Annotated in this window: 22 protein-coding genes and 1 tRNA gene; 14 read left to right on the forward strand and 9 right to left on the reverse strand. The window is 38.2% G+C overall.

Annotated features, from left to right (window positions below; genetic code table 11):
• Positions 1–33: 33 nt before the first annotated feature.
• On the forward strand, positions 34–552 hold the full coding sequence (locus OQZ33_RS16390; RefSeq protein WP_265800183.1) for a DinB family protein: 519 nt from the start codon (positions 34–36) through the stop codon (positions 550–552).
• On the opposite strand, the gene OQZ33_RS16395 is transcribed toward OQZ33_RS16390, so the two are convergent.
• Positions 546–1,397: a hypothetical protein gene (locus tag OQZ33_RS16395; protein ID WP_265800184.1), complete on the reverse strand. Its 852-nt coding sequence runs from the start codon at positions 1,395–1,397 to the stop codon at positions 546–548. The genes OQZ33_RS16390 and OQZ33_RS16395 overlap by 7 nt on opposite strands.
• A gap of 416 nt (positions 1,398–1,813) precedes the next feature.
• Between OQZ33_RS16395 and OQZ33_RS16400 the strand changes: the two genes are divergently transcribed.
• The 6 genes from OQZ33_RS16400 to OQZ33_RS16425 are packed head-to-tail and all read left to right on the forward strand — an operon-like array spanning position 1,814 to position 13,907.
• On the forward strand, positions 1,814–4,981 hold the full coding sequence (locus OQZ33_RS16400) for a SusC/RagA family TonB-linked outer membrane protein (RefSeq protein WP_265800185.1): 3,168 nt from the start codon (positions 1,814–1,816) through the stop codon (positions 4,979–4,981).
• 17 nt (positions 4,982–4,998) lie between these two features.
• A complete protein-coding gene (locus tag OQZ33_RS16405) occupies positions 4,999–6,534 on the forward strand; it encodes a RagB/SusD family nutrient uptake outer membrane protein (RefSeq protein WP_265800186.1) in 1,536 nt (511 codons plus the stop codon).
• 49 nt (positions 6,535–6,583) lie between these two features.
• Positions 6,584–7,666 (forward strand): glycoside hydrolase family 43 protein, encoded by a 1,083-nt coding sequence (locus OQZ33_RS16410; RefSeq protein ID WP_265800188.1) that lies wholly within the window; start codon positions 6,584–6,586, stop codon positions 7,664–7,666.
• Position 7,667: 1 nt separating this feature from the next.
• Positions 7,668–8,714 carry a glycoside hydrolase family 43 protein gene (locus OQZ33_RS16415; RefSeq protein ID WP_265800189.1) on the forward strand — a complete coding sequence of 349 codons (1,047 nt, stop codon included), beginning with the start codon at positions 7,668–7,670 and terminating at the stop codon, positions 8,712–8,714.
• Positions 8,715–8,750: 36 nt separating this feature from the next.
• Positions 8,751–9,827 (forward strand): glycoside hydrolase family 2 TIM barrel-domain containing protein, encoded by a 1,077-nt coding sequence (locus OQZ33_RS16420; protein WP_265800190.1) that lies wholly within the window; start codon positions 8,751–8,753, stop codon positions 9,825–9,827.
• Between the two features lie 51 nt (positions 9,828–9,878).
• The gene (locus OQZ33_RS16425) at positions 9,879–13,907 is read left to right on the forward strand and encodes a hybrid sensor histidine kinase/response regulator transcription factor (RefSeq protein WP_265800192.1); all 4,029 of its coding nucleotides are present in this window, start codon (positions 9,879–9,881) and stop codon (positions 13,905–13,907) included.
• A gap of 33 nt (positions 13,908–13,940) precedes the next feature.
• Here OQZ33_RS16425 and OQZ33_RS16430 read toward each other — a convergent pair whose 3' ends face one another.
• From OQZ33_RS16430 to OQZ33_RS16445, 4 genes are all read right to left on the reverse strand, one after another.
• Complete coding sequence (locus OQZ33_RS16430) at positions 13,941–15,365, reverse strand: TolC family protein (RefSeq protein ID WP_265800193.1); 1,425 nt, start codon at positions 15,363–15,365, stop codon at positions 13,941–13,943.
• Positions 15,366–15,423: 58 nt separating this feature from the next.
• Positions 15,424–16,788 carry an HlyD family secretion protein gene (locus tag OQZ33_RS16435; protein WP_265800195.1) on the reverse strand — a complete coding sequence of 455 codons (1,365 nt, stop codon included), beginning with the start codon at positions 16,786–16,788 and terminating at the stop codon, positions 15,424–15,426.
• A complete protein-coding gene (locus OQZ33_RS16440; protein WP_265800196.1) occupies positions 16,781–17,785 on the reverse strand; it encodes an ABC transporter transmembrane domain-containing protein in 1,005 nt (334 codons plus the stop codon). The genes OQZ33_RS16435 and OQZ33_RS16440 overlap by 8 nt, the downstream gene beginning before the upstream one ends.
• 115 nt (positions 17,786–17,900) lie before the next feature.
• Positions 17,901–18,236, reverse strand: coding sequence for a hypothetical protein (locus OQZ33_RS16445; protein ID WP_265800197.1), 336 nt, complete (start codon positions 18,234–18,236; stop codon positions 17,901–17,903).
• Between the two features lie 292 nt (positions 18,237–18,528).
• Here OQZ33_RS16445 and OQZ33_RS16450 point away from each other — a divergent pair, with 292 nt between their 5' ends.
• From OQZ33_RS16450 to OQZ33_RS16460, 3 genes are all read left to right on the forward strand, one after another.
• Positions 18,529–19,131 (forward strand): hypothetical protein, encoded by a 603-nt coding sequence (locus OQZ33_RS16450; RefSeq protein ID WP_265800198.1) that lies wholly within the window; start codon positions 18,529–18,531, stop codon positions 19,129–19,131.
• A 38-nt stretch (positions 19,132–19,169) separates the two neighbouring features.
• On the forward strand, positions 19,170–19,715 hold the full coding sequence (locus tag OQZ33_RS16455) for a 2'-5' RNA ligase family protein (RefSeq protein WP_265800199.1): 546 nt from the start codon (positions 19,170–19,172) through the stop codon (positions 19,713–19,715).
• A gap of 118 nt (positions 19,716–19,833) precedes the next feature.
• A tRNA-Ile gene (locus OQZ33_RS16460) sits at positions 19,834–19,907 on the forward strand.
• Between the two features lie 76 nt (positions 19,908–19,983).
• On the opposite strand, the gene OQZ33_RS16465 is transcribed toward OQZ33_RS16460, so the two are convergent.
• Complete coding sequence (locus OQZ33_RS16465; protein ID WP_056850348.1) at positions 19,984–20,328, reverse strand: hypothetical protein; 345 nt, start codon at positions 20,326–20,328, stop codon at positions 19,984–19,986.
• Positions 20,329–20,438: 110 nt separating this feature from the next.
• On the opposite strand from OQZ33_RS16465, the gene OQZ33_RS16470 reads away from it, so the two are divergent.
• The 3 genes from OQZ33_RS16470 (at position 20,439) to OQZ33_RS16480 (ending at position 22,489) form a co-directional block, all read left to right on the forward strand.
• Positions 20,439–21,218 (forward strand): DUF72 domain-containing protein, encoded by a 780-nt coding sequence (locus tag OQZ33_RS16470; protein ID WP_265800201.1) that lies wholly within the window; start codon positions 20,439–20,441, stop codon positions 21,216–21,218.
• A 12-nt stretch (positions 21,219–21,230) separates the two neighbouring features.
• A complete protein-coding gene (locus OQZ33_RS16475; RefSeq protein WP_265800202.1) occupies positions 21,231–21,788 on the forward strand; it encodes a DUF4385 domain-containing protein in 558 nt (185 codons plus the stop codon).
• Between the two features lie 83 nt (positions 21,789–21,871).
• Positions 21,872–22,489 (forward strand): hypothetical protein, encoded by a 618-nt coding sequence (locus OQZ33_RS16480; RefSeq protein WP_265800203.1) that lies wholly within the window; start codon positions 21,872–21,874, stop codon positions 22,487–22,489.
• 60 nt (positions 22,490–22,549) lie between these two features.
• Here the strand turns inward: OQZ33_RS16480 and OQZ33_RS16485 are convergent, their stop codons facing one another.
• From OQZ33_RS16485 to OQZ33_RS16495, 3 genes are all read right to left on the reverse strand, one after another.
• A complete protein-coding gene (locus OQZ33_RS16485) occupies positions 22,550–22,894 on the reverse strand; it encodes a hypothetical protein (RefSeq protein ID WP_265800204.1) in 345 nt (114 codons plus the stop codon).
• 68 nt (positions 22,895–22,962) lie between these two features.
• Positions 22,963–23,166 carry a hypothetical protein gene (locus tag OQZ33_RS16490; RefSeq protein ID WP_265800206.1) on the reverse strand — a complete coding sequence of 68 codons (204 nt, stop codon included), beginning with the start codon at positions 23,164–23,166 and terminating at the stop codon, positions 22,963–22,965.
• A 25-nt stretch (positions 23,167–23,191) separates the two neighbouring features.
• Entirely contained in the window at positions 23,192–23,476 is a 285-nt protein-coding gene (locus OQZ33_RS16495; protein WP_265800207.1) for a hypothetical protein, read from the reverse strand.
• Between the two features lie 226 nt (positions 23,477–23,702).
• Between OQZ33_RS16495 and OQZ33_RS16500 the strand changes: the two genes are divergently transcribed.
• On the forward strand, positions 23,703–25,031 hold the full coding sequence (locus tag OQZ33_RS16500) for a putative sensor domain DACNV-containing protein (protein ID WP_265800208.1): 1,329 nt from the start codon (positions 23,703–23,705) through the stop codon (positions 25,029–25,031).
• Position 25,032 lies beyond the last annotated feature (1 nt).

The following is a 25,032-nucleotide window of genomic DNA, read 5'->3' on the forward strand; positions in this document are numbered from 1 at the left end:
TTGTTATAAATTGGCATTTCTTAAAATTTATTTATGGCAAAATTAGAAGTTTGGCAGAGAGGACCATTACAGGACCTCGAACCTCTGTTACAGCCTGTTGGTCATGCGATTTTACAAGCGCAAGAAGAGTTACATGAATATTTGCTCGATTTTCCTACTGCACTTTTATGGCAAAAGCCTGCGGGTATGGCGTCTGTAGGCTTTCATCTGCAACATCTTTCAGGCGTGCTGGACCGTGTTTTTACTTACGCCAGAAACGAAAGTTTAACACCATTTCAGTTTAAGCAACTGGAAGAAGAGGGGTTTGATAGTGAAACCGGATACACTGTTCGATCATTAATGGAGAGGTTTGATGGGCAAATTATTATCGCCATGAAGCAACTTAGAGAAACTGACGTAAATACCCTGACTCAATTTAGAGGGATCGGTAGAGCGGGTTTGCCTTCTACCGTTATGGGTTTACTTTTTCATGGAGCCGAGCATACCATGAGGCATCTGGGGCAATTAATGGTTACAGCGGCTGTAGTGAAGGAAAACTATACAAATCAATAGTTCATATCTAAAGCAACTACATCTTCGGCTTTGATTCCATGCTTGTTCTCTATTTGCCTTTTGGCTTTGTCAAGCTGATTTACCTCATCAGAAATTTGTTTTAAAAACACATCTGCTTGCTTATTGGCCAAGTAATTTCCTATTTTTTGAATGATGGTATCTGCGAAAAATATTTGGATACCCAAAAAGGAAACTAAAAATATATAATGAGAAAAAATAATTTGTTTTGTCCCATTTAAGCCTAGTCGATAAGCCAAATAATCTAAAATAATTGGAATAATTAGTATGGGAAGAAAAGAATAAAGCTTGGATTGGAGCTGTATCTTTTTTTCAGTTTCTTCAACCTGTAATAGTTGTCTTTCTAATTTCGCTTTTAAAGGCAAATCTCGATTGGATCTTGATTGGTCGATTTCTGCTAATTGTTTGCCAAAGGCAACGTCTATTTGGCTCATGCTTTCCAGAAGTGAAAGCTCATCATCATTTAGTTTTTCCTGATCGGCAACAATCGCTTCCTGCTCGGTAATTAAACGCTCCATTTCATCCAGGTCTTCAGGAATCCCTAAATACAGTTTCTGTTCAACAACTAAAATCCTATCGTCTATCGTTTGTCTGATATCTTTAAGTTTTTGGTGCTGCTTCCTTAATGCTTCTTTTTGTAAATCATAATTGCTTTGAACCTGCAATAAGTTTACTGCAAATTCCAATTTTTCCAATTCGGTTTCATTAACAGATACACGTTTGTAAATTTCTCTGATTAATTCAAATTTATCTTTGGTGGAGGATAATTGTACAAGCTGCTTATCGTAGTTTGAAAGGTCTTTTGGCGAAAGAGAAAGGATTGGCATTAATGATTAATGTTAGGCAGTAAAATTATAAAATTTATTTAACGACACGTGTTTAAATAACGCCATATTTCATGATATGGTTTTTATAGTTTGAGCTGTTTAGATGAAAAAAAGATTGCTCAATTTTTTTGGACTACCGAACGATGAGTTTTAATAAAACTCCATTTCTGCTCCTCTCGCACATATTTTTTAAAGCAGAAGCTACATTTGTTATAGATTTAGAAACAATTTTTATACCGTTTTATACCGCAAAGCATTAACATTGCTACTGTTAAATCTCCTTTCGATTTGACAAACTAACCGATATAAACTTATTTCTAAATGATGAAAAAAAGCCGAACATCTTTGCTTAAAATCTGTCATATAACAGACGGATATCTACTTCTCTCCACAAAACAAAACCAAATGTAAACATTATGAAAAAAAGAAATTTACTCAATCTATTTCATGTCCATCAGGTTGGTAACTTCAAGCGCTTAGTTGCTTTGCCCTTGGTAATGGCAGCGATTATTACGCCGGGTTATGCCTCCTCAATAAATAAAAATGCTTTAGAGATTAAAGCTTTTAAAGCCGACATTCAAATTTCAGGAACGGTAAAAGATGCCAGCGGTGAAACGCTGCCTGGAGTTTCTGTTAGCGTTAAAGGCGGTGGCAAAACAGTTGTTACTGATGCAATGGGCAAGTTCAGCATTACCGTACCAGAAAATGCTACGTTAGTTTTTAATTACATTGGCTTTAGCGCAAAAGAAGTTGTTGTCGGATCAAATCCTATAATTAATGTAACCTTAGAATCGTCTAATACTGCTTTAGATGATGTTGTGGTCATCGGTTACCAAGCCATCAGACGAAAAGATTTAACCGGTGCAACCGGTTCTGTGAATACAGGAAATACTGAAAAATTAGTGTCCCGCTCACTTCCTGAGGCACTTCAGGGTCAAACACCTGGTGTTTCTGTTCGGAACGGTGGAGCACCTGGACAAGAGGCTGTAGTTAATATTCGTGGTTTAGCCACGTTCGGTAATGCAAGTCCTCTTTATGTTATTGATGGAATGATTGCAGACCCAAACACTACCGTTAATCCAAATGATGTAGATGATATACAAATTTTGAAAGATGCGTCTGCAGCTGCCATTTATGGTTCAAGAGCAGGTAATGGAGTTATCTTAATCACTACGAAAAAAGGTAAAGAAGGGCCAGCCAAAATCAGCATTGCAACCAGATATAGTATTTCTCAGGTTCCAAAAACTTACGATATGATGGATGCTGCAGAATATGCGGCGACAAATACCCGTGCTTATCAGGCATCAGGAATGGCTATTCAACCTGGTGTTGCTAATTACAATGGTAGAATTAATACCGATTGGGTGGATGAAACATTAAGAACAGGTTCTGTTCAAGATTACAACGCCAGTATCTCTGGTGGTGGTAATGGTTCAAAATACCTTATTTCTGGTGGTTATTTCAAAGATAAAGGCGTATTAATTGCCCGTGAATTCGAACGTGCATCCTTCCGTGTTAATACCGAAACAATTAAAGGTCGCTTCAAATTTGGCGAAAACCTTGCTTTCTCTTCATCTACCTCGAAAGCGCCATTTCAAGGTGGTGCCTTTGCTGGCAACCCATGGTACGATATGTTTTCAAGTGTTCCATTAATTCCGGTTCAGGACAATGCTTTAATTAGTACTGCAAATCCAGGAGGGTGGGGTTATGGTTCAAATGCAAACATCAACACTTTTTCGCGTAATCAGGTTGCCATTGCCAACATTACTTCTGTTAGATCTAATTTTGCAAAGTTAATCGGTAACGCTTACGTCGATTTCAAAATTATCGAAGGCTTAAATTACAAGTTTAATGCAGGTATAGAAACCAGTTTTGATAAAAGTAAATCAGTGAGGAAAGACGGTTCTTGGTATCAAAATCAATCACCAGAACTTAGTCAGCTAGGCGAACGTCGCTCTCAATTTTTAAGTTATTTGTTAGAGCACACGTTAAATTACAATTACAACATCGGTAAACACAGCATTAATGGTGTTGTAGGTTATACGCAGCAAACTACACAAACCGATTTTGTTTCGGGTAATGCCAATAACCTTACTCAACTTAATGGCGAATATTTTACTACGCTTGTTTCTAGTCCAACGGCCAGCAGAACATCCTCTGGTGACTTGTATAAAAGTTTATTGGATTCTTATTTAGGCAGATTAAACTATACTTATAATGAAAAATACTTAGCCACTTTTACCTTTAGAGCGGATAAGGATTCTCGTTTCTCTCCTCAATTTAGAACAGGTTATTTCCCATCTGGTGCTTTAGGATGGAGAATTTCCAAGGAAGATTTCTTTAAAGTTGATTGGGTTTCTGATTTGAAATTACGTGGTTCTTATGGTGTGCTGGGTGTCAATACGTTAAGTCCGTTTCAATTTATTGGTTTCTTAAACCAGGCGCCAGATGTAGTGTTAGGGCCAAACCAGGTAACTACCGCAGGTGCGATACAAGCAAAACTTGCTTCTGGAGATTTAAGATGGGAAAAGAAAAAAACAACCAATTTAGGTTTTGATGCTTCTCTTTTTAAAGATCAGTTTACTATTAATTTTGATGTGTTTAGATCAGTTTCTGAAGATGTATTGCTCAGCCAGCCGTTGCCAAGATATTTGGGTAATTTACAAGGTGATCCAATCGTAAATATTGGTTCCATTCAAAATAAAGGGGTAGAACTTAATTTAGGTTACCGCCCTAAATCAGATGGTGCGTTTAAATGGGATATTGCTGGTAACATCAGTATCGTAAGAAACAAAGTATTGTCATTAGGTAATTTGGGTATTGATACCGAAACAGGTTTACCAAAAGATTATATCCAGTCTGGCAATACGAGAACGCAGGTTGGGCGCTCAATTGGAGATTATTTCGTTTTAAAAACTGATGGCATTTTCCAGAATCAGGCAGAAATTAATGCACACCGGGCACAAAGTGCTTATGCAAAACCAGGCGACATTCGCTATCAAAATACTGTGGCTGGTGGAACAAATGATGATATAAATGATAAAGACCGTGTTTATGCAGGATCAGCATTTCCGAAATTTACAAGCGGTTTGCAATTCAATTCCAGATATAAAGATTTCACCCTTTCTATCCAGTTATATGGTGCTTTTGGACAGAAATTATATAACGATGTATTGAGAGATTTGGACAGCTACGGTAACTCAAACTACAGAAGAGATATCAATCCATGGACACCAAATAACACCGATACGACTTTCCCTAGATTGGGTTATCAATTTGCTGCAAACGATAGAGGAATCAACGAAAATGCAAGAGGAAATAGCGATAGATGGGTTGAAGATGGTTCATTCTTAAGATTACGTAATGTAGAATTGGGTTATAGTTTCCCGCAGAAATTAATCTCTAAAGCCAATATCAGCAGTGCAAGATTATATGTGAGTGGACAAAACTTGTTCACCATTACGAAATATAGCGGTTTAGATCCTGATGTTGTAGGTGCAAATCCAAACCTTGAGCCAGGAGTAGATAACGGAAATTATCCATCCTCAAGAATCATTTCATTTGGTTTAAGCGTAGGTTTTTAATTTTAATTAATAGAATCATGAAAAAATATATAGTCATATTAACTGTTACGATTATTGCTTTAGCAGGCTGTAAGAGAGATTTTGATGCAGTTAACCCAAATGCACCAACAATTGCAAGTTTCTGGAAAAACGAAACCGATGCGACAAAAGGAATTAATGCAGTTTATGGTACTTTTTACCGTACGGCGAGTTTGTATTCCCGATGGATTTATTACCATGGAATTTTAAAATCTGATGAAGGTTTTGGATCGGGTGGAGATGGTGGATTGAACAATCTAATGCGTTTCAATCAAACTAATTATAATGATGGGCTTACAGCCGATACCTGGCAAACACTCTATGTTGGTGTTTTCAGAGCCAATCAAGTGATTGCAAATGTGCCTAACATTACAATGAATGAAACGACCAAGAAAAGGATTATTGCTGAGGCAAAATTTTTAAGGGCTTTATTCTATTTCAATTTAACACTTTATTATGGTCGCCCGCCGTTAATGTTGGCGCCTTCGCAACCGAAAGATGTTCCAAGAAATGCCACTACAACTGAAGCTTATGCTCAGGTGGCAAAAGATTTAACTGAAGCCATTGTGGATTTACCGGTAAGTTATCCGGCAGTTGATTTAGGCAGGGCCACACGGGGTGCGGCTTATGCACTTTTAGGTAAAACTTATCTTCAGCAAAAAATGTATCAGCAAGCAGCAGATGCCTTTGCGTACTTAATTACCGGTGCAGGTGCTTCAACATACACTTTAACAGCCGATTATCGCGACAACTTTATCATCACGAAAGAAAACAACAGCGAATCTATTTTTGAGATTCAGTTTAACGAAAATGTAAATGAGAATACAGATGATGATGTAAATGAAGGTGCGATTAACAATACCGGTACTTCTATTGCACAATTTTTTGCGCCTCCAGGGGTCGGTTTTTCTGATGGTGGTGCCCGCAGATGGGTAGTTGATGAGTTTTTGCAGGAAAGAACAGTAGCCAATGCGCAAGATCCACGTTTAGCAGCATCGTTCATTTTTAATAATGCAAATCCAGCTGGCCCAACTGCAACAATCGTTTATGGCCAAACCTTTCAAAGTCGTTATGGCAACGGTCCTGATGCAAATGGCGTTTGGTTTCGTAAATTGTTAAATGATCACTGGAAAAATCAGGAAGGTTTCCGTTCGCCAAATAATTACCGTTTAATTCGCTATGCGGATGTTTTGCTGATGTATGCAGAAGCACTAAATGGCCTAAACAGAACTGCTGAGGCTTATCCTTATGTAGATAGAGTTCGCCAGAGAGCTGGATTAGCCAGCTTAACAGCAGCAAAACCAGGTTTAAACCAAGCTCAGTTTTTAACACAATTGAAACATGAGCGTGTAACAGAATTGGCGGGAGAAGGCTGGCGCTGGGCAGATTTGCAACGTTGGGGCGATTTAAGTCCAGCGTTAGCAACCAGAGATGCTGATTTTACCGGATTTATTGTTGGCAAACACGAAGTTTATCCAATACCACAAGGTGATATTGATTTGAATTCTAATTTGACGCAAAATCCTAAATATTAATTATACTAAGGTTAGCAGTATAGCTGCTAACCTTTTTAACATCACCTATATGAATATTTCAACATCAAAAGGATTAAAAATTTACCTGCTTTGGTTGGGGATTGCTGTCTCAGTGGGCTTATCCTGCGGGAAAACGAATAATCCAACACCCATCGATCCTGAACCACCGCTAGCGGTTAGTACATTCTCCAATCCTTTAATGAACGGTGCCGATCCCTCGGTATTTCAAAAGGATGGTGTGTATTATTATCTGCAAACTAATGGCGTTTCCATTAATTTATGGAGCACTACAGCTATGTCTAAACTAAGTTCGGCTGTGCCAAAAACCGTATTTACGCCAGTTGCTGGCGCTGCAAACTCCAGAAATGTGTGGGCACCAGAATTGTTCTTCTTCGATGGTAAATGGTACATCTATTACACTGCAGGAAACGGTGCAGACCTTAGTCAACGAACATGGGTATTGGAAAACAGTAGTCCAGATCCAACAACGGGAACCTGGGTAGATAAAGGGAAAATTTTCAGTCCAGGTGCTGATTTTTGGGCCATTGACGGTTCTGTTCTTGAAGTGAATGGCAACAGGTATTTCATTTGGTGCGGGCGTCCTGATGTAACGAATGTGAATTTGACACAAAATATTTACATCGCTAGAATGACCAATCCATTTACCTTAGAAGGAACGACAACAAAGTTAACCGAGCCAGAATTTGCCTGGGAAAAAAATGGTTTTGGGGTTAATGAAGGGCCGCAGGCACTAATAGGGCCAGATAACAAAGCCTTTATCATTTATTCTGCCAGCTATTGTGGAACGGACGATTATGCGTTGGGTCAGCTCAGTTTAAAAGCCGGAGGAAATCCTATGGTAAAAGCGGACTGGACAAAATCTACTACTCCGGTTTTTAGCAAACAACCCGGCAGCAATGCATTTGGCCCAGGTCATAATTCGTTTTTCAAATCTCCGGATGGGAAGGAAAACTGGCTCATTTATCATGCTAACTCTGCAACCAATCAGGGTTGTGCCGATTTAAGAAATGTGCGGATGCAAAAATTTATGTTTAAAGCAGATGGAAGTCCGGATTTCGGAACTCCTGTAGCAACAGGATTACAAATTGCCAGACCATCAGGAGAAAAGTAATATGAATAAAAAAAATAAAATCTATAAGGTTGCGCTTACAGTTTGTATCCTTCTGGTTGCAAAGTTGGGTTTGGCGCAAACCTTCACCAATCCTTTGCTGCCTTCTGGTGCTGATCCGTGGAGCATTTACAAAGATGGCTATTACTATTATACCCATTCCATGCAGAACAAGCTGGTCATTTGGAAAACCAAAAATCTGGCTGATTTAAAAACGGCCGAAAAGAAAACCATCTTTATTCCACCGCCAAATACGGCCTATTCTAAAGAACTTTGGGCACCAGAGATTCATTTTATTGCGGGTAAATGGTACGTTTATTTTGCTGCTGATGATGGGAACAACAATAACCACCGGATGTATGTGCTTGAAAACTCATCAAAAGATCCGCTAAAAGGAGAATGGGTTTTTAAAGGAAAAGTGGGCGATGCAACCAATAAGTGGGCTATCGATGGTTCAGTGTTCATCTACAAAAAACAGTTGTATATGGTTTGGGCTGGCTGGGAAGGAGACATCAACCAGAAACAGGAAATATACATTGCAAAAATGAAAAACCCCTGGACAATTGATGGCGCAAGACATAAAATTTCTACACCACAATTTGAATGGGAAAAACACGGTGATTTAAACGATCCAGGCAATCCGCCACATGTTGATGTAAATGAAGGACCGCAAATTTTGTTCAACAAAGACAAGGTTTTCTTAATTTATTCGGCGAGCGGCTGTTGGACTGATTTTTATGCTTTGGGAATGCTCACATTGAATGGAAAGGATCTCTTGGATGTTTCATCCTGGGAAAAAAGCCAGCAACCAGTGTTCAAGCAATCACCAGAAAATGGCGTTTACGCTCCGGGACATAATTCGTTTTTTAAATCTCCTGATGGAAAAGAAGATTGGATTTTATATCATGCAAACTCTGCACCCGGACAAGGCTGCGGCGGACAACGATCGCCAAGAGCACAGAAGTTTACCTGGAATGCCGATGGTTCGCCAAATTTTGGTGTTCCTGTAAAAAGCGGTCAGGAGTTGCAAATTCCATCACAAACTAAATAATTAATAGGGCTTAAAAGCCCTGCTAAAATTTACATCATGAAAAAATATTTCAGTTACTTATTAATAACTTTTTTCGGTCTCACCACTTTGGCTAATGCTCAGGAAACTACACCTGTTGTTGGAAAGGTATGGTCGATAGAAAAGGCAAATGCCTGGTACAAACAATATAAATGGATTAATGGAGCGGATTTTTTGCCAAGCACAGCCATCAATCAGTTGGAAATGTGGCAGGCTGATACTTTCGATGCGGCAACCATTGATAAAGAATTGGGTTGGGCAGAAAGCATCGGGTTTAATACCATGAGGGTATATTTACATAGCCTGGCCTGGAAACAGGATAAAGAAGGCTTCAAAAAGCGAATGGATCAATATCTCAGTATTGCTGATAAGCACGAGATCAAAACCATTTTTGTGTTTTTTGATGATTGCTGGAACAAGCAAGCGAAAATCGGCAAGCAACCTGCCCCAAAACCGGGTATTCACAATTCGGGATGGGTTCAGGATCCAGGCGACCCAGATTCAAAAAATGAGGCAAACTTTCCGGCTTTAGAGAAATATGTAAAAGATGTTATGACCCGTTTTAAAATTGATAAACGCATTTTGCTATGGGATTTGTACAACGAGCCAGGAAACTCTGGTAAGCTGACCACCTCATATCCCTTACTAAAGGCGGTGTTTACATGGGCACGAGCGGTAAATCCAGAGCAGCCAATTAGTGCCGGACTTTGGGCCTGGGATTACAGAGAGCTGAACGCCTTCCAGGCCTTAAACTCTGATGTAATTACTTACCACGACTATGAAGAACCACAATGGCATCAACGCGTTATCGATATGTTAAAATCTCATGGCAGGCCGATGATTTGTACCGAATACATGGCTCGTACAAGAGGTAGCCGCTTTGAAACGGTGATGCCAATTTTGAAAAAGGAAAATATCGGCGCCATTAACTGGGGTTTGGTGGATGGTAAATCAAATACCAAATATGCCTGGGATACGCCACTTCCAAATGGGGAAGAACCTAAAGAATGGTTTCATGAAGTTTTTAGAAATGATGGAACACCTTACAAAAAGGAAGAGGTTGAAGTAATCAAAAAACTTAATGATATAAAATAGTGGTGCTGCACAGCAAAGATCGCTATATTGTGTGCCCTATCTAGCCATTATATGAAATTCAAAAAACTAAGCAGGGCGATAGCCCTGCTACTTTTTTTTAGTTTTTTTCTGACCGAAAATGGATCTGCCCAAAAGATTTTTTTTCGGCATTATACCGTTAGTGACGGACTTTGTGCCAATACCATTTGGGATATTGAGCAAGATGATCAAGGTTATATGTGGTTTGGAACCAAATATGGTCTAAGCAGGTTTGATGGCTACGATTTCAAGTCTTTTCAATACCAAAAAGGGATTCCGGGCACGATAGGAAATAACTTCATCAGAAAAATTTTCAAATACGATTCAAAAACATTTTGGATTGGAACAGATGAAGGTATTTATGTTTTCAATTTAGAGACTGAGAAATTTACGCTCTTTAAACCACTCAAAAATTTTTTCATAAACGATATCATGCGTTCCAAAGATGGGAAAATTTGGATTGCGACCAAGGAGAAGGGTATTTACTGTTATACGCCGAAAACACAGGGATTACTCAATTTCTCCACTTCCTCGGCTGTTAGAATTTCATCGAACGAAGTGCCAAAAATTTTGCAGGACAATACTGGCGACATTTGGCTGGGTACTTACGGAAAGGGGATCGATGTTTTGAACCCCAGAACACATCAAGTTCGCCATCACACCACTTCTTCAACATCAAAGTTATCCAGCAACGTAATTCTTGATTTGTATAAAGATGCCAACGGCGATATCTGGATCGGTACGATGGCAGGCGGTCTAAACCTATGGAATCATCAAACCAATCAGTTTACCATTTATCAAAAATCTGCCGGAAACTCGATTAGCGACAATATTGTTCGCACGATTTATGAACCCAAACCTGGCTACATTTGCCTGGGCACCGAAAAAGGCCTAAACATCTTCGACCGGAAAAATAACCGCTTTACTGTTTATCAAAACAAAAATAACGATCCATTCAGTATCAACGACGATGCCGTTTACAACGTTTTTAAAGATAAAGAAGGTGGTATTTGGGTGGGAACTTATTTTGGTGGATTGAATTATTACCACGAGGGAAGCTCAGGTTTTGAATTCTATTATCCATCGGGAGTTAAAAATTCGCTATCTGGAAATGCGGTAAGTGCATTTTTAGAAACTAAACCCGGCCAGATGTGGATCGGAACTGAAGATGGTGGCTTGAACTTTTTTAATAGTGCTGATAAAACTTTTAAGAAATTCCCATTTTCGGCAGGGCAAGACAGTCTTTCATATCACAATATTCATGCGCTTTACAAAAGCAAATCTCGAAATATCTGGATTGGGATGTACACAGGAGGTTTAAATATCTTAAATCCATCAACGGGGAAGATAAAAAGATACAAAAGCGATCCGAATAATCCCAACACCTTAAGTGACAACAGTGTTTATTCGATAGAAGAAGATCGGCAGGGTAGAATCTGGGTGTCCACCATTTCAGGTTTGAATCTTTATGATGAAAAAAATGACAGATTCATCAGAATAAAAGGGAAGAACCTGGAAAAGAGTTGTATTTATCAAGTTTATCAGGATACAGACAATGTTATATGGATTGCTACTTACGATAACGGATTGATTCGAATGGGCCTGGATAATCAACTTACGCAATATGCTTACTCGAAAAATCCAGGCGCTATCAGTTCGAACAAAGTAATTTGTATACTCGATGATGGAGAAGGTAATCTTTGGTTGGGAACTGATGGCAGCGGGCTTAATGTGCTAAACAAGAAAACGGGTAAGTTTAAATCTTATGATGATGAAAACTGGATAAAAAGTGCTGTAATTTATGGTATCGTAAAGGATAATTTCGGTAAAATGTGGTTTTCTACCAATAATGGGGTGTTTGAATTTGATCCTAAGACGAAGGCAAAAAAGAGCTTTGGTAAATGGGACAATCTTCAAAGTCAGCAATATAATTACAAGGCGTATTACAAAGATTCTTCTGGCAAATTATACTTCGGCGGTATAAATGGTTTTAATGCTTTTTATCCCAACCAGGTTCAAAGCAATATAACAACGCCGAAAGTCTCTTTTACCAACTTTCAGTTATTTAACAAAGATTTAGATCTGAATGATGAAAACAGTCCGCTAAAACGTTCCATTAATTATACGGATGAGGTGGTGTTAAACCACAATCAATCGGTTTTGAGTATCGAATATGCCTCCTTGAGTTTCATAGCGCCTAACAAATTACAATACGCATTTAAAATGGAGGGTTTTGATAAGGGCTGGAATAACGTAGGCAGTCAGCGTAAGGCGACTTATACCAATCTTCCGGGGGGTGAATATAGCTTTCAGGTGAAAGTAATTGATGATTTAGGCGCAGATACGGGAAAGATTTCCAATATTAAAATTACCATTCTGCCACCATTTTATAAAACCATACCGGCTTACATTTTTTATTTTCTGGTGTTTGTTTCGGGTGCTTTTTGGCTGCGAAGATATGTTTATACGAAAGCACGTAAGCGCAATGAAATTAAGCTTGAGCGACTTAAAAATAAAAATGAGCAGGATTTTTACAAACAAAAAATAGAGTTTTTTACGGCTATGGCGCATGAAATCCGTACGCCATTATCGTTGATTATCGCTCCGCTAGAAAGGCTTTTATCCCGAAAGGAGAAAGATGCGGAAAGCTTGAGCCAGTTACAGGTGATGGAAGAAAATTCAGACCGATTGCTCACTCTGGTTAATCAACTATTGGATTTTAGGCGTATTGAAAGTGATATTTTCGAAATCCACCCAGAACCCATTGAACTTGTTTATTTAATAAACAGCATCCGCGATCGCTTTGCGCCAATTGCTACCAAACGCGAATTAGCGTTTTCTGTACAAAGCCATTTCAAAACATTAGAAGTAAACGCCGACCCAGAGGCCTTAATGAAGATATTGAGCAATTTATTAATCAATGCGTTTAAATTTGCAAGAGAGAAACTGGAAATAAAAGTTAACGATTTGTACACGAGTGAAAACGGCGTACAAATGATTTCTATTAGCGTGGAAGATGATGGAATTGGGATTCCGAAAGCGCAATTGGACTCAATTTTCAAGAAATTTTTTAAGGTTTCTACTGAAGAACATCAGTATACAAACTTAGGCGGAACAGGGATTGGCCTTGCTTTGGCAAAATCATTAACGGAAAAACATGGCGGTAGGTTAGAAGTGCAAAGCTCCGAGGGTGTGAAAACAACTTTCACCGTTTTGATTCCGTTTATTCAAAACGAAATAAGCATCACTGATGATTTAGATGCGTTAAATGAGGATCGGGAGGGCAGACAAACGGTTTTGGTAGTAGAAGATGATCCATCATTGTTAGATTTTCTGGTGAAAAGTTTTATTGCCGAAGGTTATCATACTTTAAAAGCAAAAAATGGAAAAGAGGGACTAAAACAACTGGATAATCATCAGGTCGATTTAGTTATTTCTGACGTGATGATGCCAGTGATGGACGGGATTGAGCTTTGTAAAATCATAAAAAATGATATTGATTACAGCCATTTGCCCGTAGTGCTGCTTACGGCTAAAACCAATACCGATGCAGAAATACAGGGATTGGAAAGTGGGGCAGATGCTTATATCTCAAAACCATTCAAGTGGAAACAGCTTTCGTTAGTCATCAAAAATCTGTTGGAGCTGCAATCGAATTTGAGGCAACGCTTTGCTCAAAGCCCCTTGGAAGGAACTGAAATTTTAATCAGTGGCAATAGGGATAAAAAATTCCTGGAAAAAATTACTCAGATAATCGAAGCCAGGATTTCCGACCCACAATTATCAGTTGAAGATTTAGGTAGAGAAGTGGGTTTAAGCCGATCGAGTTTATACAAGAAAATCAAAGCTAAAACTGGGCACGTACCGAATGAGTTTGTCCGATTGATTAGGCTAAAAACAGCTGCAAAGTTACTGGTAGAGCAAGAATACACGATCTCAGAAATTGGTTACATGGTAGGTTTCAACTCCCATTCGTATTTTAGTAAATGCTTTTTTACGCAATTTGAACTCACGCCAACAGAATTTGCTGAAAAATATAAACGGGATATTCCTGTAGATTAACTATTGGAATATCCCGAAATAAACCTGTTTTTTTTAATTTTGTAGCTGTCTTGTACCCGCTTTGTAGTAAAGCTCGGCTATCGTTTTCTGGTAACTAGAAATCATACTTTCTTGCTTAATTTTCATGTCGATTAACTTTGTTTCTCTACTGTTAATTAAAAACAAGTTACTTTCCCCGAGTGTAAATTTTTGGTTTTCGCCGTTAACCAAAACTTGCTGATTCTCTATACTTTTTTGTTGAAGAGCCAATTGAGCAGAATAGGCAGCAACGTCATTGTATGATGCTACGATGTTATTTCGAATTTCCCTTCCAAATTGCTGCAGCTCAAAATTTAGCTCTTGCTGTTTTATTTTTACTTCCCTAAGCTTACCACGTTCAGATCGTAAAAATAACGGGAAGGCAAATTCAATCCCTAACTTGTAATTGCTCCAGTTAAAATCATAGTAACCCGGAATATTACTGTTAAAGCTGGTTCTATTCGAAATTAAATTACCAATAACATTTAGTTTAGGTTTCAGTAATTCCTGGCGGTAACTTCTTTCAATGGCTAATTGAGCACCTTTTGTGCGCAACTTTACCAATTCTGGATGTTGATTTGCCGATTGACCCAATAACGAATCCAAAATTAAAGGATTTAGTTTAGCAGGGGTTTCGGTTGCATTTTGCGGAATAGCGTCTGCAGGTAATTCCAATGGATTTCCATCTTCATTCCAAAGGTGGTTTGACAAAACCAATCGGGCATTTTGCAGCTCGATTGCTGATTTGGCCCGCTGGATCATTCTTTCTTGCACGGTGATATAAGCTTCTACCGAATCAATAGCAGGTTTATCTCCCAATATGGTTTGCGTACTTAATGCCTTAAACCGTCGGTCGGCCAAATCAAGTCCTTCTTCAATTAACTCATATTGCTTATAAGCATAATACCAGTTCCAATAATCTTTGGCCACGCCATACCAAACACTGTTTATTTGTTTTAGTTGATCGGCTTCTGCATATTCCACCATAATTTTCGATTGGCGCAAGGTGTTCTTACGGGCATCGATAATTAGACCCTGACCCAATGGAATGCTGATGCCAATTGCCGAAAGACCCTGTGAATTGGTTTGACTCTCTGGATTAACGTAAGTTCCAACGTTGCGGTCGTAACCCACTTTTAAATCTGCACCGGCCAACCATAAAGGGATTTTAAGCTCGCTATCCCATTTATTATAATACTCAGTGTTTCCAAACAACTTTCTGGCGAAGCCTGCTTTTAGTGTGGGGTCGAAATAGCCCAGCGACTGCAAAACATTAGCCCGTGCAGCCTCACTTAACAATGCCGCTTGTTTAATAATTGGATGATATTTAAATACCAGCATTTGTAAATCTTCCAAAGAGAAAACCCGGGCGGTATCGTAACTTTTTTTAACAACCGTATTCGCCTTTAGCTGTGCAACACCAATTTGGCTTATTAACAAAAACCATATTAAGCAGACAGAAAAGCTTTTCAATTTTATGTTCATTTTCAATGCTTCTTTATTTTGTATCTGTCAAACTTTTTGGAGGTTCTCTTTCTAAACTTGGAGGGAAACCATTAAGTTGCCGCCAGATTTCATACCATAATGGAACAGATCGAAGAATGATGCGACCGAAAACACCAGACCCCTGGCGTAATTGCGGTGGCCAGGGCTCATCATTTTTAGGTACAGGACTGGTTTGGCTAATTAAAACGCGATATTTTCCGTCAGGACTGCTTACTTTATCAATAGAGAATATTTGGCCAGCGAAGGTACCCACAGCAACAGATGGCCAGCCCGAAAATTGAACAGATGGCCAACCTTCAAATTGCAAACGCACATTGCTGGTATCCAGAATCAGTGGAACGTCCATGGCGCTCACGTATAATTCAGCTGCTACCATAGGCGATTTTGGCTGCAAGGTGGCTACTGATTCTCCTTCTTTTATATTTTCGCCAATACCAGCCTTAAGCGTTTTTACAACGTATCCGTTTTGTGGTGCACGAACAACGTACAAACTTCTCCTTACATTAATATTGGAAATATCATTTCTCAATTTGGCAATTTCACCCTGCGCACTTGCCCTGCTAGAAATGGCTGAACTCATATCAGACTGCGCTTTTGCTAATGATTCTTGATATTTTGCCCTGATGTTATCCAGTTCGATAATCGAGTTCAATAGATTTTGGCGGGAGTTACCCAACTTATTTTGCTGGCTGATGACTTTGGCATTGTCTTCCTGTAATTTTAATCTACGGGTTTCGATGTCTGTTAAAGAGAACAGGCCGTTTTTGTAACCTGCTTCATATCGTTCTAAACGAGCTTTTGCAGTTTCATAAAATTTTTGAACAGCTAAAAGATCTGCACTATCTATGCTTAAGTAATTTCTGGCCTGAAGAACCTTGTTTTCTGCAGCCTTCATTTGGAAACGCAAGCCATCGCTCAATGCATCAATTTGAGATCTGGTGGCATCCATTTTTTGTGCCGCTGCGGTTTCGCTTCCGCGTTTTGCGTCTAATTGCTCATTTAAGCGGGTGGGTAATTCTGGGTCGAAATACGACTGGCTTGTTTCCGAGATCACTAAAATAGTATCTCCTTTTTTTACTTCCTGACCTTCTCTAACTGCCCAATGTTCAATTCTTCCTCCAATTTGATTCTGTACAGTTTGAGGTCTATCTTCAGGCCTCAAAGCAGTAACTGTACCTCGGCCAGGGATAGTTTGGCGGTATGGAAGAAATAGGAGGATAATGAAGAAAACAAGGACAAACAATGCAACCTTCCCTAACCGTTTCGAACCTTTGGCATCAATAATTCTGCTATTTGCATGCGTTGAAAGCTCTTCCCAATTTTTAATCTGAGCCAAATTGTTGCTAATTTTACCCATGGTTCAAGTCTCCTTCCTCTAATTCTAAATCCGTTACAACGGCTAATTTTTCACTTCCGGTAACCATATCAAACACCGTATTTAAATTGGTCATTAACTTCTCAATCGCATAACTAATTTGTACGATAATTACCTCTGCTGCCACAAACTGGCCAAAAGTGATTTGTCGTTCTACTACAAAATAAGATCCCATTAGCAGTAGTGCACCCATTAACACGGTACGCAATGCCACTGCACTCATAAAAAAGTTTCTTAACACGGTGAAATGATCATTACGGGCTTGAATATAATTAGCGGTAATTTCATCAGTGCGATCTATAATTTCCTTTCTTTTCGAACTGCTTTGGCGATAAGTGTCTAAATCTCCGGCAATCTCTTCCAAATAAGCTACCACTTCATATTTATAGCTCGATTCTTCCATGCTAGTTTGTACACCACGACGATAATATATCACTAGCACCAAAACAATTACAAACAATACAAATGTTCCGAAGGCCATAAAAACAGGATGATAAAATGATAACAAAATCACGCTGAAGAATATCTGGACTCCAGCCGCAATAATGTCCACCAGCAATTTTGTTAAGCCTTTTTGAATGGTTAAAATGTCGAAGAAACGGTTAACTAACTCTGAAGGGTTCTCACCTTCCAGCGCTTTCTTTTTGATTCGGGGTAAACGAAATGCAAATTCTAACGCAGCCTTGGTGAATATTTTTTGCTCCAAAAATTCGACCAGCGTAAGTTGGCCTATCAATAAAATTCCACCAATTACAATGCCCACCAGGATTACTGCGATAAGAATATAGGTTGAACTATAAACAGCTCCATTAGATAGTAGGTTAAAAACTGCACTTGTTCCCAGAGGTAGAGATAATCCAATTAAGCCTATTAGTAACGCATATACATAGATGTAATTGATGGTTTTTCGCTCCAAATGGAGCATGCGTACTAGGCGTTGCCAGGGCGTTGGTGCACCGGCGATATGTTGATTTTTCATTTATATTAACGATTAAAAATAGTTTAAATGCTTTGCAGAAAACTCAAGGAGATAGCAGGATGTAATAGGAGACCTAATCACGTCCATCGATTCTCTTTGAAATAAATCAAATAGATTATATCAAGAAGTCGGGAGGCGGTGTCGGAACATTTCGGGGCGGAAAAATATGCAGCTTCGTTTTTTGCATTTGAGCGGGAAGTAACATCCGGTTAATGTAATGCAAATTTTCCTTATGAGTTGCTGAAGATTCGTAAAGCTGAAGTTTCTTTTTTGCTTTCTCAAAAGACTCCTCATCTTTATCTTGATTATCTTCTGTGCCTTTTTCGGTAGAATATGAACTATTCGATGATGCGAATGTAGAAATAGAATAAGAAAAGAATTTTAACATCAGCATGCCCAGCAGCAAAAAGCCAAAGGTGCTTTTGGTAAAATTATTTCTCAGGTGCTTCATCATCATCGCTTATATACAAAGATAGGGGCGAAAATGTTTGTGTCGGATGTTAAGCTTCATACAAAAGTCAATTTCATAAGGTTCGAGGGTTTGATAACTTAAATGTTATACTAGTATTAAAATAGGATTAGAAAAAGGAGTGAATGGAAATTATAGACTAGCTATAGTCGCTCAATGTTGACAAATTTGTCCTGAAAATCCGCGAATAATAATTGGATGAGATTTTTAATGTAGGAGGTTGTTATTTTTAATGACAGAAATTTTAAAATTATTCATTATAAAATTAAATGATATGGCAGAGAATACAGCAGCACCATCCAAAAAACTAACCACCGGCGGAGTTTTAGTTCTCTTATTCGTTGTTCTGGCTTTTGTTGGCTACGGCTATTACGAGTTGGTTTGGAAGGCAAAAATCAACGGTTCTACTTTAATTGATAATCCTACAAACAAAGCTTTAGTAGTTACCATAGACGATCAGCAATACGAAGTTCCAGCAAATACGTTTTTAAAAGTCGATTTAGAAATGGGTCATCATAAAATTGACTGTAAAGATTATAGCATAGCTGGCGAGGATTTATATCTAGATCCGACAGAATACGGTGTAATAAATCCAACAAAGTCAAAGTATGTAATTTATAATATCATCTACACCAAAAAAGATTTAAGAAGTCAGTTTAAAGCTTATGCAATAGAGGGCCGGGAAATTTATTCGCTTTTAGGCAAACCTGAAGTGACCACCGATTTATTTATTCCTGACAGAACAATGGGCAAAGGTAATATTGATGATGAAGAGCCTGATTTTGAAAATTATAATCGTGTTAATCAAGATTATTCTTACCTCACAAAAATTTTTAGATTGAACGACTTTTTCAAGTTTTATGATAAAAACAATTAATAGAATTCTCTTTATTCTTTAGCTAACTGAAAAACATCTTGAGGCACCAGCTGTTAGCAGTATATAAATTACTTGTTATCGATGATGCTTTTTTAATGCCAGTTTACACCCTTACACTCAGAGTAGATCAAAAAAGCCAAGATTTTTTTGATCAGCAACGCAAAGCCTATTTTCCTAAAGAAAGAAATTTACTTGATGCTCACCTTACGCTTTTCCACCATTTGGTTGATTACGATGATATTGTGAATTTTTTGAAAAGCTTGGTTGTCAAACAATTTGATTTGGAAGTAAACTCCCTGCGTTTTTTAGGCAATGGGGTAGCTTATAAAATTGAAAGTGAAGAATTAAACACCCTTAGATTAAAAATTGCGCAACATTTTTGGGATAACTTAACGGCACAAGACAGGCAAGGTTATAGGCCTCATATTACTGTTCAAAATAAAATTAAGGCAGAAGTAGCAAAAGAACTTTACCATACGCTCTCCGAAAAATTTGTTCCATTCACTTGCTATGGCTTAGGTTTGGATCTGTGGGAATACCTTGGCGGACCTTGGAAGCACGTTGATTATTTTCCACTTGCTTAAAATTTATTGCTGAAATACAATGTTTTGAATATTTAGCAGATAATTTTTTTCAAAAATATTTGCCAATATTCGAAGCAAATTTGTAACATTGCACTCTCAAAAAAAACGAAAGTTTTTCGGGCCTATAGCTCAGCTGGTTAGAGTAGAAGACTCATAATCTTTTGGTCCCTGGTTCGAGCCCAGGTGGGCCCACATACAAAAAGTCGCCCTTCGGTTTATTCTGAAGGGCTTTTTTGTAATTTGTTATTACCAGCATTTCAATTTGAGATTACTCAATCTCCTCAACTGTAACCGCTCCATCTACACAATAAATTAATGCTTTAGTATCGTCACGTTTATCATTTACCAAAACTTTGGTATTGATAATGCACAATTTGGCGGCAAGTTCATCAGATATTTCCGACCATTCCTGGCTTACTCTTTCTAAGTGCGCCATTTTACGCTCCCTTTCTGCGTAATTGGTCACATATTTTTCTGCTTCATCCGCAGAGATATAATCTTCTTCGGAAAGATCTTTCAATGGCGTTTCATCAATATTTTTCTTCGCTAATTCAACCTCCAAAATAATATCTTGGTATTGATCGAAAAGTTGTTGTATGCTTAGTCCATTCATGAAGATATAACCAATTAAAGTTTATTAGGTTTTAATTTTAGCAATCAATTGTTTAGCAAAGTACTAATGGCAACAACAATTACCTCGAAATAGATGTTGAATAGTAGCTTATGAACAACATCAACACTGAAAAATATTATCTCGGAACAAGTGGTTTGCTTTTGCCAGTACCAAATAAATCTTTCTATCCGGTAGAATTTCAGGATAAATCCAGGCTGGTTTATTATAGCAGTTTAATGAATAGCATAGAAATTAACAGTTCTTTTTATAAAATTCCGCAACCATTAACAGTAAGCAAATGGCGGGAAGAAGTTGGAGAAGACTTTAAGTTTACTTTTAAACTGTTTAAGGGAATTACCCATCAAAAAAAACTGGCGTTTGATCCTGCAGAAATCTCACAATTTTTCAACGTAATCAACCGTGTTGAGGATAAAAACGGTTGCCTGTTGGTTCAGCTACCGCCCAGTATTCGCCTTGCGGATTTCTCGCAACTTCGAAGCTTAATGGAGAATTTACACAGTTACAATATCGGTAACAAATGGAAGATTGCGGTAGAGTTACGGCACCCATCTCTTTATGTTGAAGAAATTAGCGAATTGTTAACCGAATTTAGTTTCGCTTCTGTTATTCACGATAAGTCCTTCAGCGCTAGTCCGATGGAGTTTAATGATGTTTCATTTGTGTACTTGCGGTTTCATGGACCTGGTGGAAATTATAAAGGGAGTTATGACGAGGCATTTCTTTCTGAATATGCTATCTATATAAAAGATTGGATGATGGAAGGAAAGGAAGTTTTCATTTACTTCAACAACACAATGGGTAATGCACATGGAAATATCAGTACACTTCAATCGATGATTAAAGAATCAAGCAATATCGGCGAATATTAAAACCAAATGTAAATGGAAGATCATTCAGCAAAAGAAAAACTTTCCACGCCGTCCTATCTCAACTTTGACGTTTCTAAATATGCCTGGAAGCCAGATATTGATTATAGGGAAAATCCAGAAAAGTATAAGGTTGGAAAAGGTGAGCAAGGCGTTTTAATCTGCGAGCCTTATAAATCAGAAATCGGTCCTTTTTGGCGATTCAAAAATCCGGAAATCGCAAAGGAAAGCGCTGAAAAAATCTATCAATTATTTGAAACTTATTTATCAAATAACGAATTTGTTGGTGCTGATCTCGCCAGGAAATACCTGCAAATGGGTTATACCAGGGCAAGGAGATATGCAAATTATAAAGGCGGCAAAAAGTACGATGCGAACAACGGTTATTCACCTCTGGAGCGTGCACTGGTGAGGAGGAGAAGGCAAAAGCTGCCGATATATTTTATGGGTTTTGGAAAAGGGCAGAGAATGATCCGAATTATCGAAGTCAGAAACAGCAATGGAAAATTGAATTGGGTTAGCTTAAATATAAGTTTCATTGTGAGAATTAATTTCTTAGCATCGACGGTATAAAAACTTAATTTGATAAAACAAAGCCGCTAAATAAATGATTGTGTTATTAATTGGATAGTTAAAAACTGATAACATTTATCGCAATGGAAAGAGAAATTATCGGAAAAGATCATGTTCCAGTACATCAAAGTGGAGCTGAAACAGATGCAGTAGAAAATGTTGAATTCGACAGTGAACAAGAAGCTACCGCATTTTATCAAGTTGTTAAGCATCGGTTATCGGATGTAAATAATTGGGGTTCGTTATCCAGCATTCCATTATCATCTTTCAAACTTTTTGATCATGCTGGCCGAGCCTGCGATCGTGAAGTGGAGGAGGGCGACTACATCCGAATTGATATTCCCGGACCAGGAACGCGATTAGGAAAGGGTTACGATTGGGTGCATGTAGAATCAGTTTTTTCTGAAGTAGATTTCGATCAGGACATTTTTACCATTCGGGTTCGTCCATCAGCGCATCCACTGGAGCCAGATGGAAAAATCGCTCACTTTTTAACGTCGCGAGCCACCTCTACATTTCAAATTAAACGAATCAAAAACTTCGTGTATGCAGAGGAACATGCTCGCAACGAATCGCCAAATTTTGAAACTGGTAATGGATTAGATAACTTTCGAAATGCTATAGTGGGCACAGCGGCCAGAATTGGCTTCTCTTATCCACAATGGAAAAGCCTTGTTAAAGGCTTGCTAAAAGGGAATTAGGAAATTATTATTACAGAGAGGATAAGTAGACAACTACTCTTATCTTCTCTGTTTCAATATTTATCCCTCATTAATATGGCGGTGCAGATATTCTTCAACGTTAATTAAATCGTGATCAACTTGCTCTTTCGCTGTTGCCGAATCGTAATGTAAAGAGTCCTCGGCAAATTCGCTCAGTAAGGTGATTTTTAAATCTTTTTCCTCATCTGATGCATGAAATTCATTACTGCGGCCTACTACGGTAAATATGCCTTCTACACTATCATGTAAAAAACTATATTTCACTTCAAACCGATCGCTATCTTCGGTTGGCACTTCTGCAATTTCGGTGTATTCACGTTCTTCAACCGTTTCTAACCCTTGCTTTAACAATTTTATTGCTTGTTGTTTTTTTTCTTCAGTCATAATATCGAATATTTTTAAAACAAACACTTCTTCCTCCACAAGGTTTTACCAGGTCTTATATTATCTACCTAATGGTTAGCATCTGCGGGAGCATTTGTTGTAGAATCTGCCATATTGTTTGCGTTAGTACTATCTTTTGTTGTCGTATCCAAAGATGTTGAATCAGTATATTGATTCATTTTATCAGCATTTTCCTGATCGGCTTGTTTGCCATTACAGGCTGCAAACGAAGCACAAATAGCTAAGCCAATTATTAAAAATTTTGCTTTCATAATAGATATATTTTAAATAATGTATTTACCCAGCGGCTGAAACCGATTCACTCAAAGCGCCAACATATTCAAATGTGGCAAAGGCATTTCCATGTTTTGTACGAACAATTCCTCTAAAGCTTGATGGGTAATCTCCAACAGATTCCCAAACCAGTTTTGCCGCATTGGCATAAACAACCAAATCGGTATCATCTTTCACAATAAAGGTCATCGTGTTGTCTCCTTCAATGCCGCCTCGAAAACTATCTATAAACTGGGTTCTGTAATAATCGTTGGGAATCAATAATCCCTCATCACTTATTTTCATCATAAAATTTTAAATGTATTAAGCGCAACCGAACTGAATTGGCCTATTAACTTAACATGATCTTTTCAAATAAGTTTGGGAAATTGATTTATTGAAATGAAAAATCGCTATTTAATTCATCTTATTGGATCATCATGATGTTCGACTAGGTGTTAAGCTATCCTACAACTTTAATGTTTGTGAACAAACTTTAGAGGTCTCATTTTGTTTAGTTGATAAATCATTCACTTTGGAAAATTCTCGCCCAATTGATCTTGCTTTATTAGTTCAGCACAAACTTCGTCTCACCAGGAGTAAACAATTGCTTCCAGAATTGGCCGTGTTAGAAAATTTGTTCGATTGTCTCTTTTACTCTAGTATGTGTAAAGAGGAAAGTGATTTGACCCGAGTTACAGTTACGTTAATCAATCCCGATAATCCCGATCCTGCTCCGCCAGCAAACTTAGTTCCAGAGCGCTGGAGTTGTATTGCTTTCGATCGAAGAATCCCCATGACGACTAAATCATTGGCCAAACTATCGAAAGCGGCGGACCCTTCGAGCACTTCTTTGGCCGTATATTTTGACGATAAAGGTCGTCTTTACGTTTGGGGAATGATTGATCAGGCCATGCACTATCAAAATTTTCTCAACTACGAATCTGACATGTACTCTGAACAACCAGGGTTATTTCAGGTTGCTGTGAGCGATATTGGAACACTACATGTGTTTTTTGATTATGAACTTTTAGCTACACTTAAACAAAATGTTTTGGTTAAAAGGTATCTCGATGTACTTACCATTGGGCCAATATCTAAAATGATAAAGAAAAATGCTGACTTTCTGAAAGTGGCATTAAGAACTTATATCGATCAGGTTCATCCAACGGAACAATACACAGAGTGGGAAGAGTTTTTGGATGGTTTATGGATTCAAACCTTTTCACGACTGTTGTTGAAAATTCAAAACTATCAGCACGGTGGCGCAATTTTAATCGCTCCAGATACAATTGATTTAGATGTTAAATACAAAATACACTACGATCGGCTTGCACAGGCCTTGATTGCACATGCAAAGGCATCCATAGACCAGTATGTAGTTGAAAATAGAATTTACAGTGATTTTAAAAAAGGAAGAAGATCGGTTGCCCGCAATACCTATCAAAAAGAAACAGAGCTATTCTTCCATAAAAAAGGCACAGCCGATGAAATTAAAGGCGCTATTAGTTTTATAGCATCGCAAAGTTGCGTAGATGGCGTGATATTGTTTAATGAAAGCATGGTTGCAAATGGTTTTGGAGCGGTTTTAAGATCGAAGAAAATGCCTCGAAAAATCTTTGTTTCCAATACCTCTACTGCAACTCCAAAATCGCTTGTACCGCATGATCCTAAACATTATGGAACCAGACACAGATCTATGATTTCCTATTGCTGGAATCATCCTTCGGCGCTTGGTTTTGTGATTTCGCAAGATGGAGAAATTAGAGCCTTTTCTAAAATTGAAGATAAATTAATTATGTGGGAGAATATAAAAACACAGCAGTATAAAACCAGCCGCTCCGGCAGGCGAAATCAACAGTAGA

The sequence above is a fragment of the Pedobacter sp. MC2016-05 genome, assembly GCF_026239735.1.
In the GTDB taxonomy this organism is placed as follows: Bacteria; Bacteroidota; Bacteroidia; order Sphingobacteriales; family Sphingobacteriaceae; genus Pedobacter.

Coding starts and splice junctions, on each gene's coding strand:
- OQZ33_RS16390 (WP_265800183.1), top strand. CDS start 34: ATGGCAAAATTAGAAGTTTGGCAGAGAGGACCATTACAGGACCTCGAA.
- OQZ33_RS16395 (WP_265800184.1), bottom strand. CDS start 1,397: ATGCCAATCCTTTCTCTTTCGCCAAAAGACCTTTCAAACTACGATAAG.
- OQZ33_RS16400 (WP_265800185.1), top strand. CDS start 1,814: ATGAAAAAAAGAAATTTACTCAATCTATTTCATGTCCATCAGGTTGGT.
- OQZ33_RS16405 (WP_265800186.1), top strand. CDS start 4,999: ATGAAAAAATATATAGTCATATTAACTGTTACGATTATTGCTTTAGCA.
- OQZ33_RS16410 (WP_265800188.1), top strand. CDS start 6,584: ATGAATATTTCAACATCAAAAGGATTAAAAATTTACCTGCTTTGGTTG.
- OQZ33_RS16415 (WP_265800189.1), top strand. CDS start 7,668: ATGAATAAAAAAAATAAAATCTATAAGGTTGCGCTTACAGTTTGTATC.
- OQZ33_RS16420 (WP_265800190.1), top strand. CDS start 8,751: ATGAAAAAATATTTCAGTTACTTATTAATAACTTTTTTCGGTCTCACC.
- OQZ33_RS16425 (WP_265800192.1), top strand. CDS start 9,879: ATGAAATTCAAAAAACTAAGCAGGGCGATAGCCCTGCTACTTTTTTTT.
- OQZ33_RS16435 (WP_265800195.1), bottom strand. CDS start 16,788: ATGGGTAAAATTAGCAACAATTTGGCTCAGATTAAAAATTGGGAAGAG.
- OQZ33_RS16440 (WP_265800196.1), bottom strand. CDS start 17,785: ATGAAAAATCAACATATCGCCGGTGCACCAACGCCCTGGCAACGCCTA.
- OQZ33_RS16445 (WP_265800197.1), bottom strand. CDS start 18,236: ATGAAGCACCTGAGAAATAATTTTACCAAAAGCACCTTTGGCTTTTTG.
- OQZ33_RS16450 (WP_265800198.1), top strand. CDS start 18,529: ATGGCAGAGAATACAGCAGCACCATCCAAAAAACTAACCACCGGCGGA.
- OQZ33_RS16465 (WP_056850348.1), bottom strand. CDS start 20,328: ATGAATGGACTAAGCATACAACAACTTTTCGATCAATACCAAGATATT.
- OQZ33_RS16470 (WP_265800201.1), top strand. CDS start 20,439: ATGAACAACATCAACACTGAAAAATATTATCTCGGAACAAGTGGTTTG.
- OQZ33_RS16475 (WP_265800202.1), top strand. CDS start 21,231: ATGGAAGATCATTCAGCAAAAGAAAAACTTTCCACGCCGTCCTATCTC.
- OQZ33_RS16480 (WP_265800203.1), top strand. CDS start 21,872: ATGGAAAGAGAAATTATCGGAAAAGATCATGTTCCAGTACATCAAAGT.
- OQZ33_RS16485 (WP_265800204.1), bottom strand. CDS start 22,894: ATGACTGAAGAAAAAAAACAACAAGCAATAAAATTGTTAAAGCAAGGG.
- OQZ33_RS16490 (WP_265800206.1), bottom strand. CDS start 23,166: ATGAAAGCAAAATTTTTAATAATTGGCTTAGCTATTTGTGCTTCGTTT.
- OQZ33_RS16495 (WP_265800207.1), bottom strand. CDS start 23,476: ATGATGAAAATAAGTGATGAGGGATTATTGATTCCCAACGATTATTAC.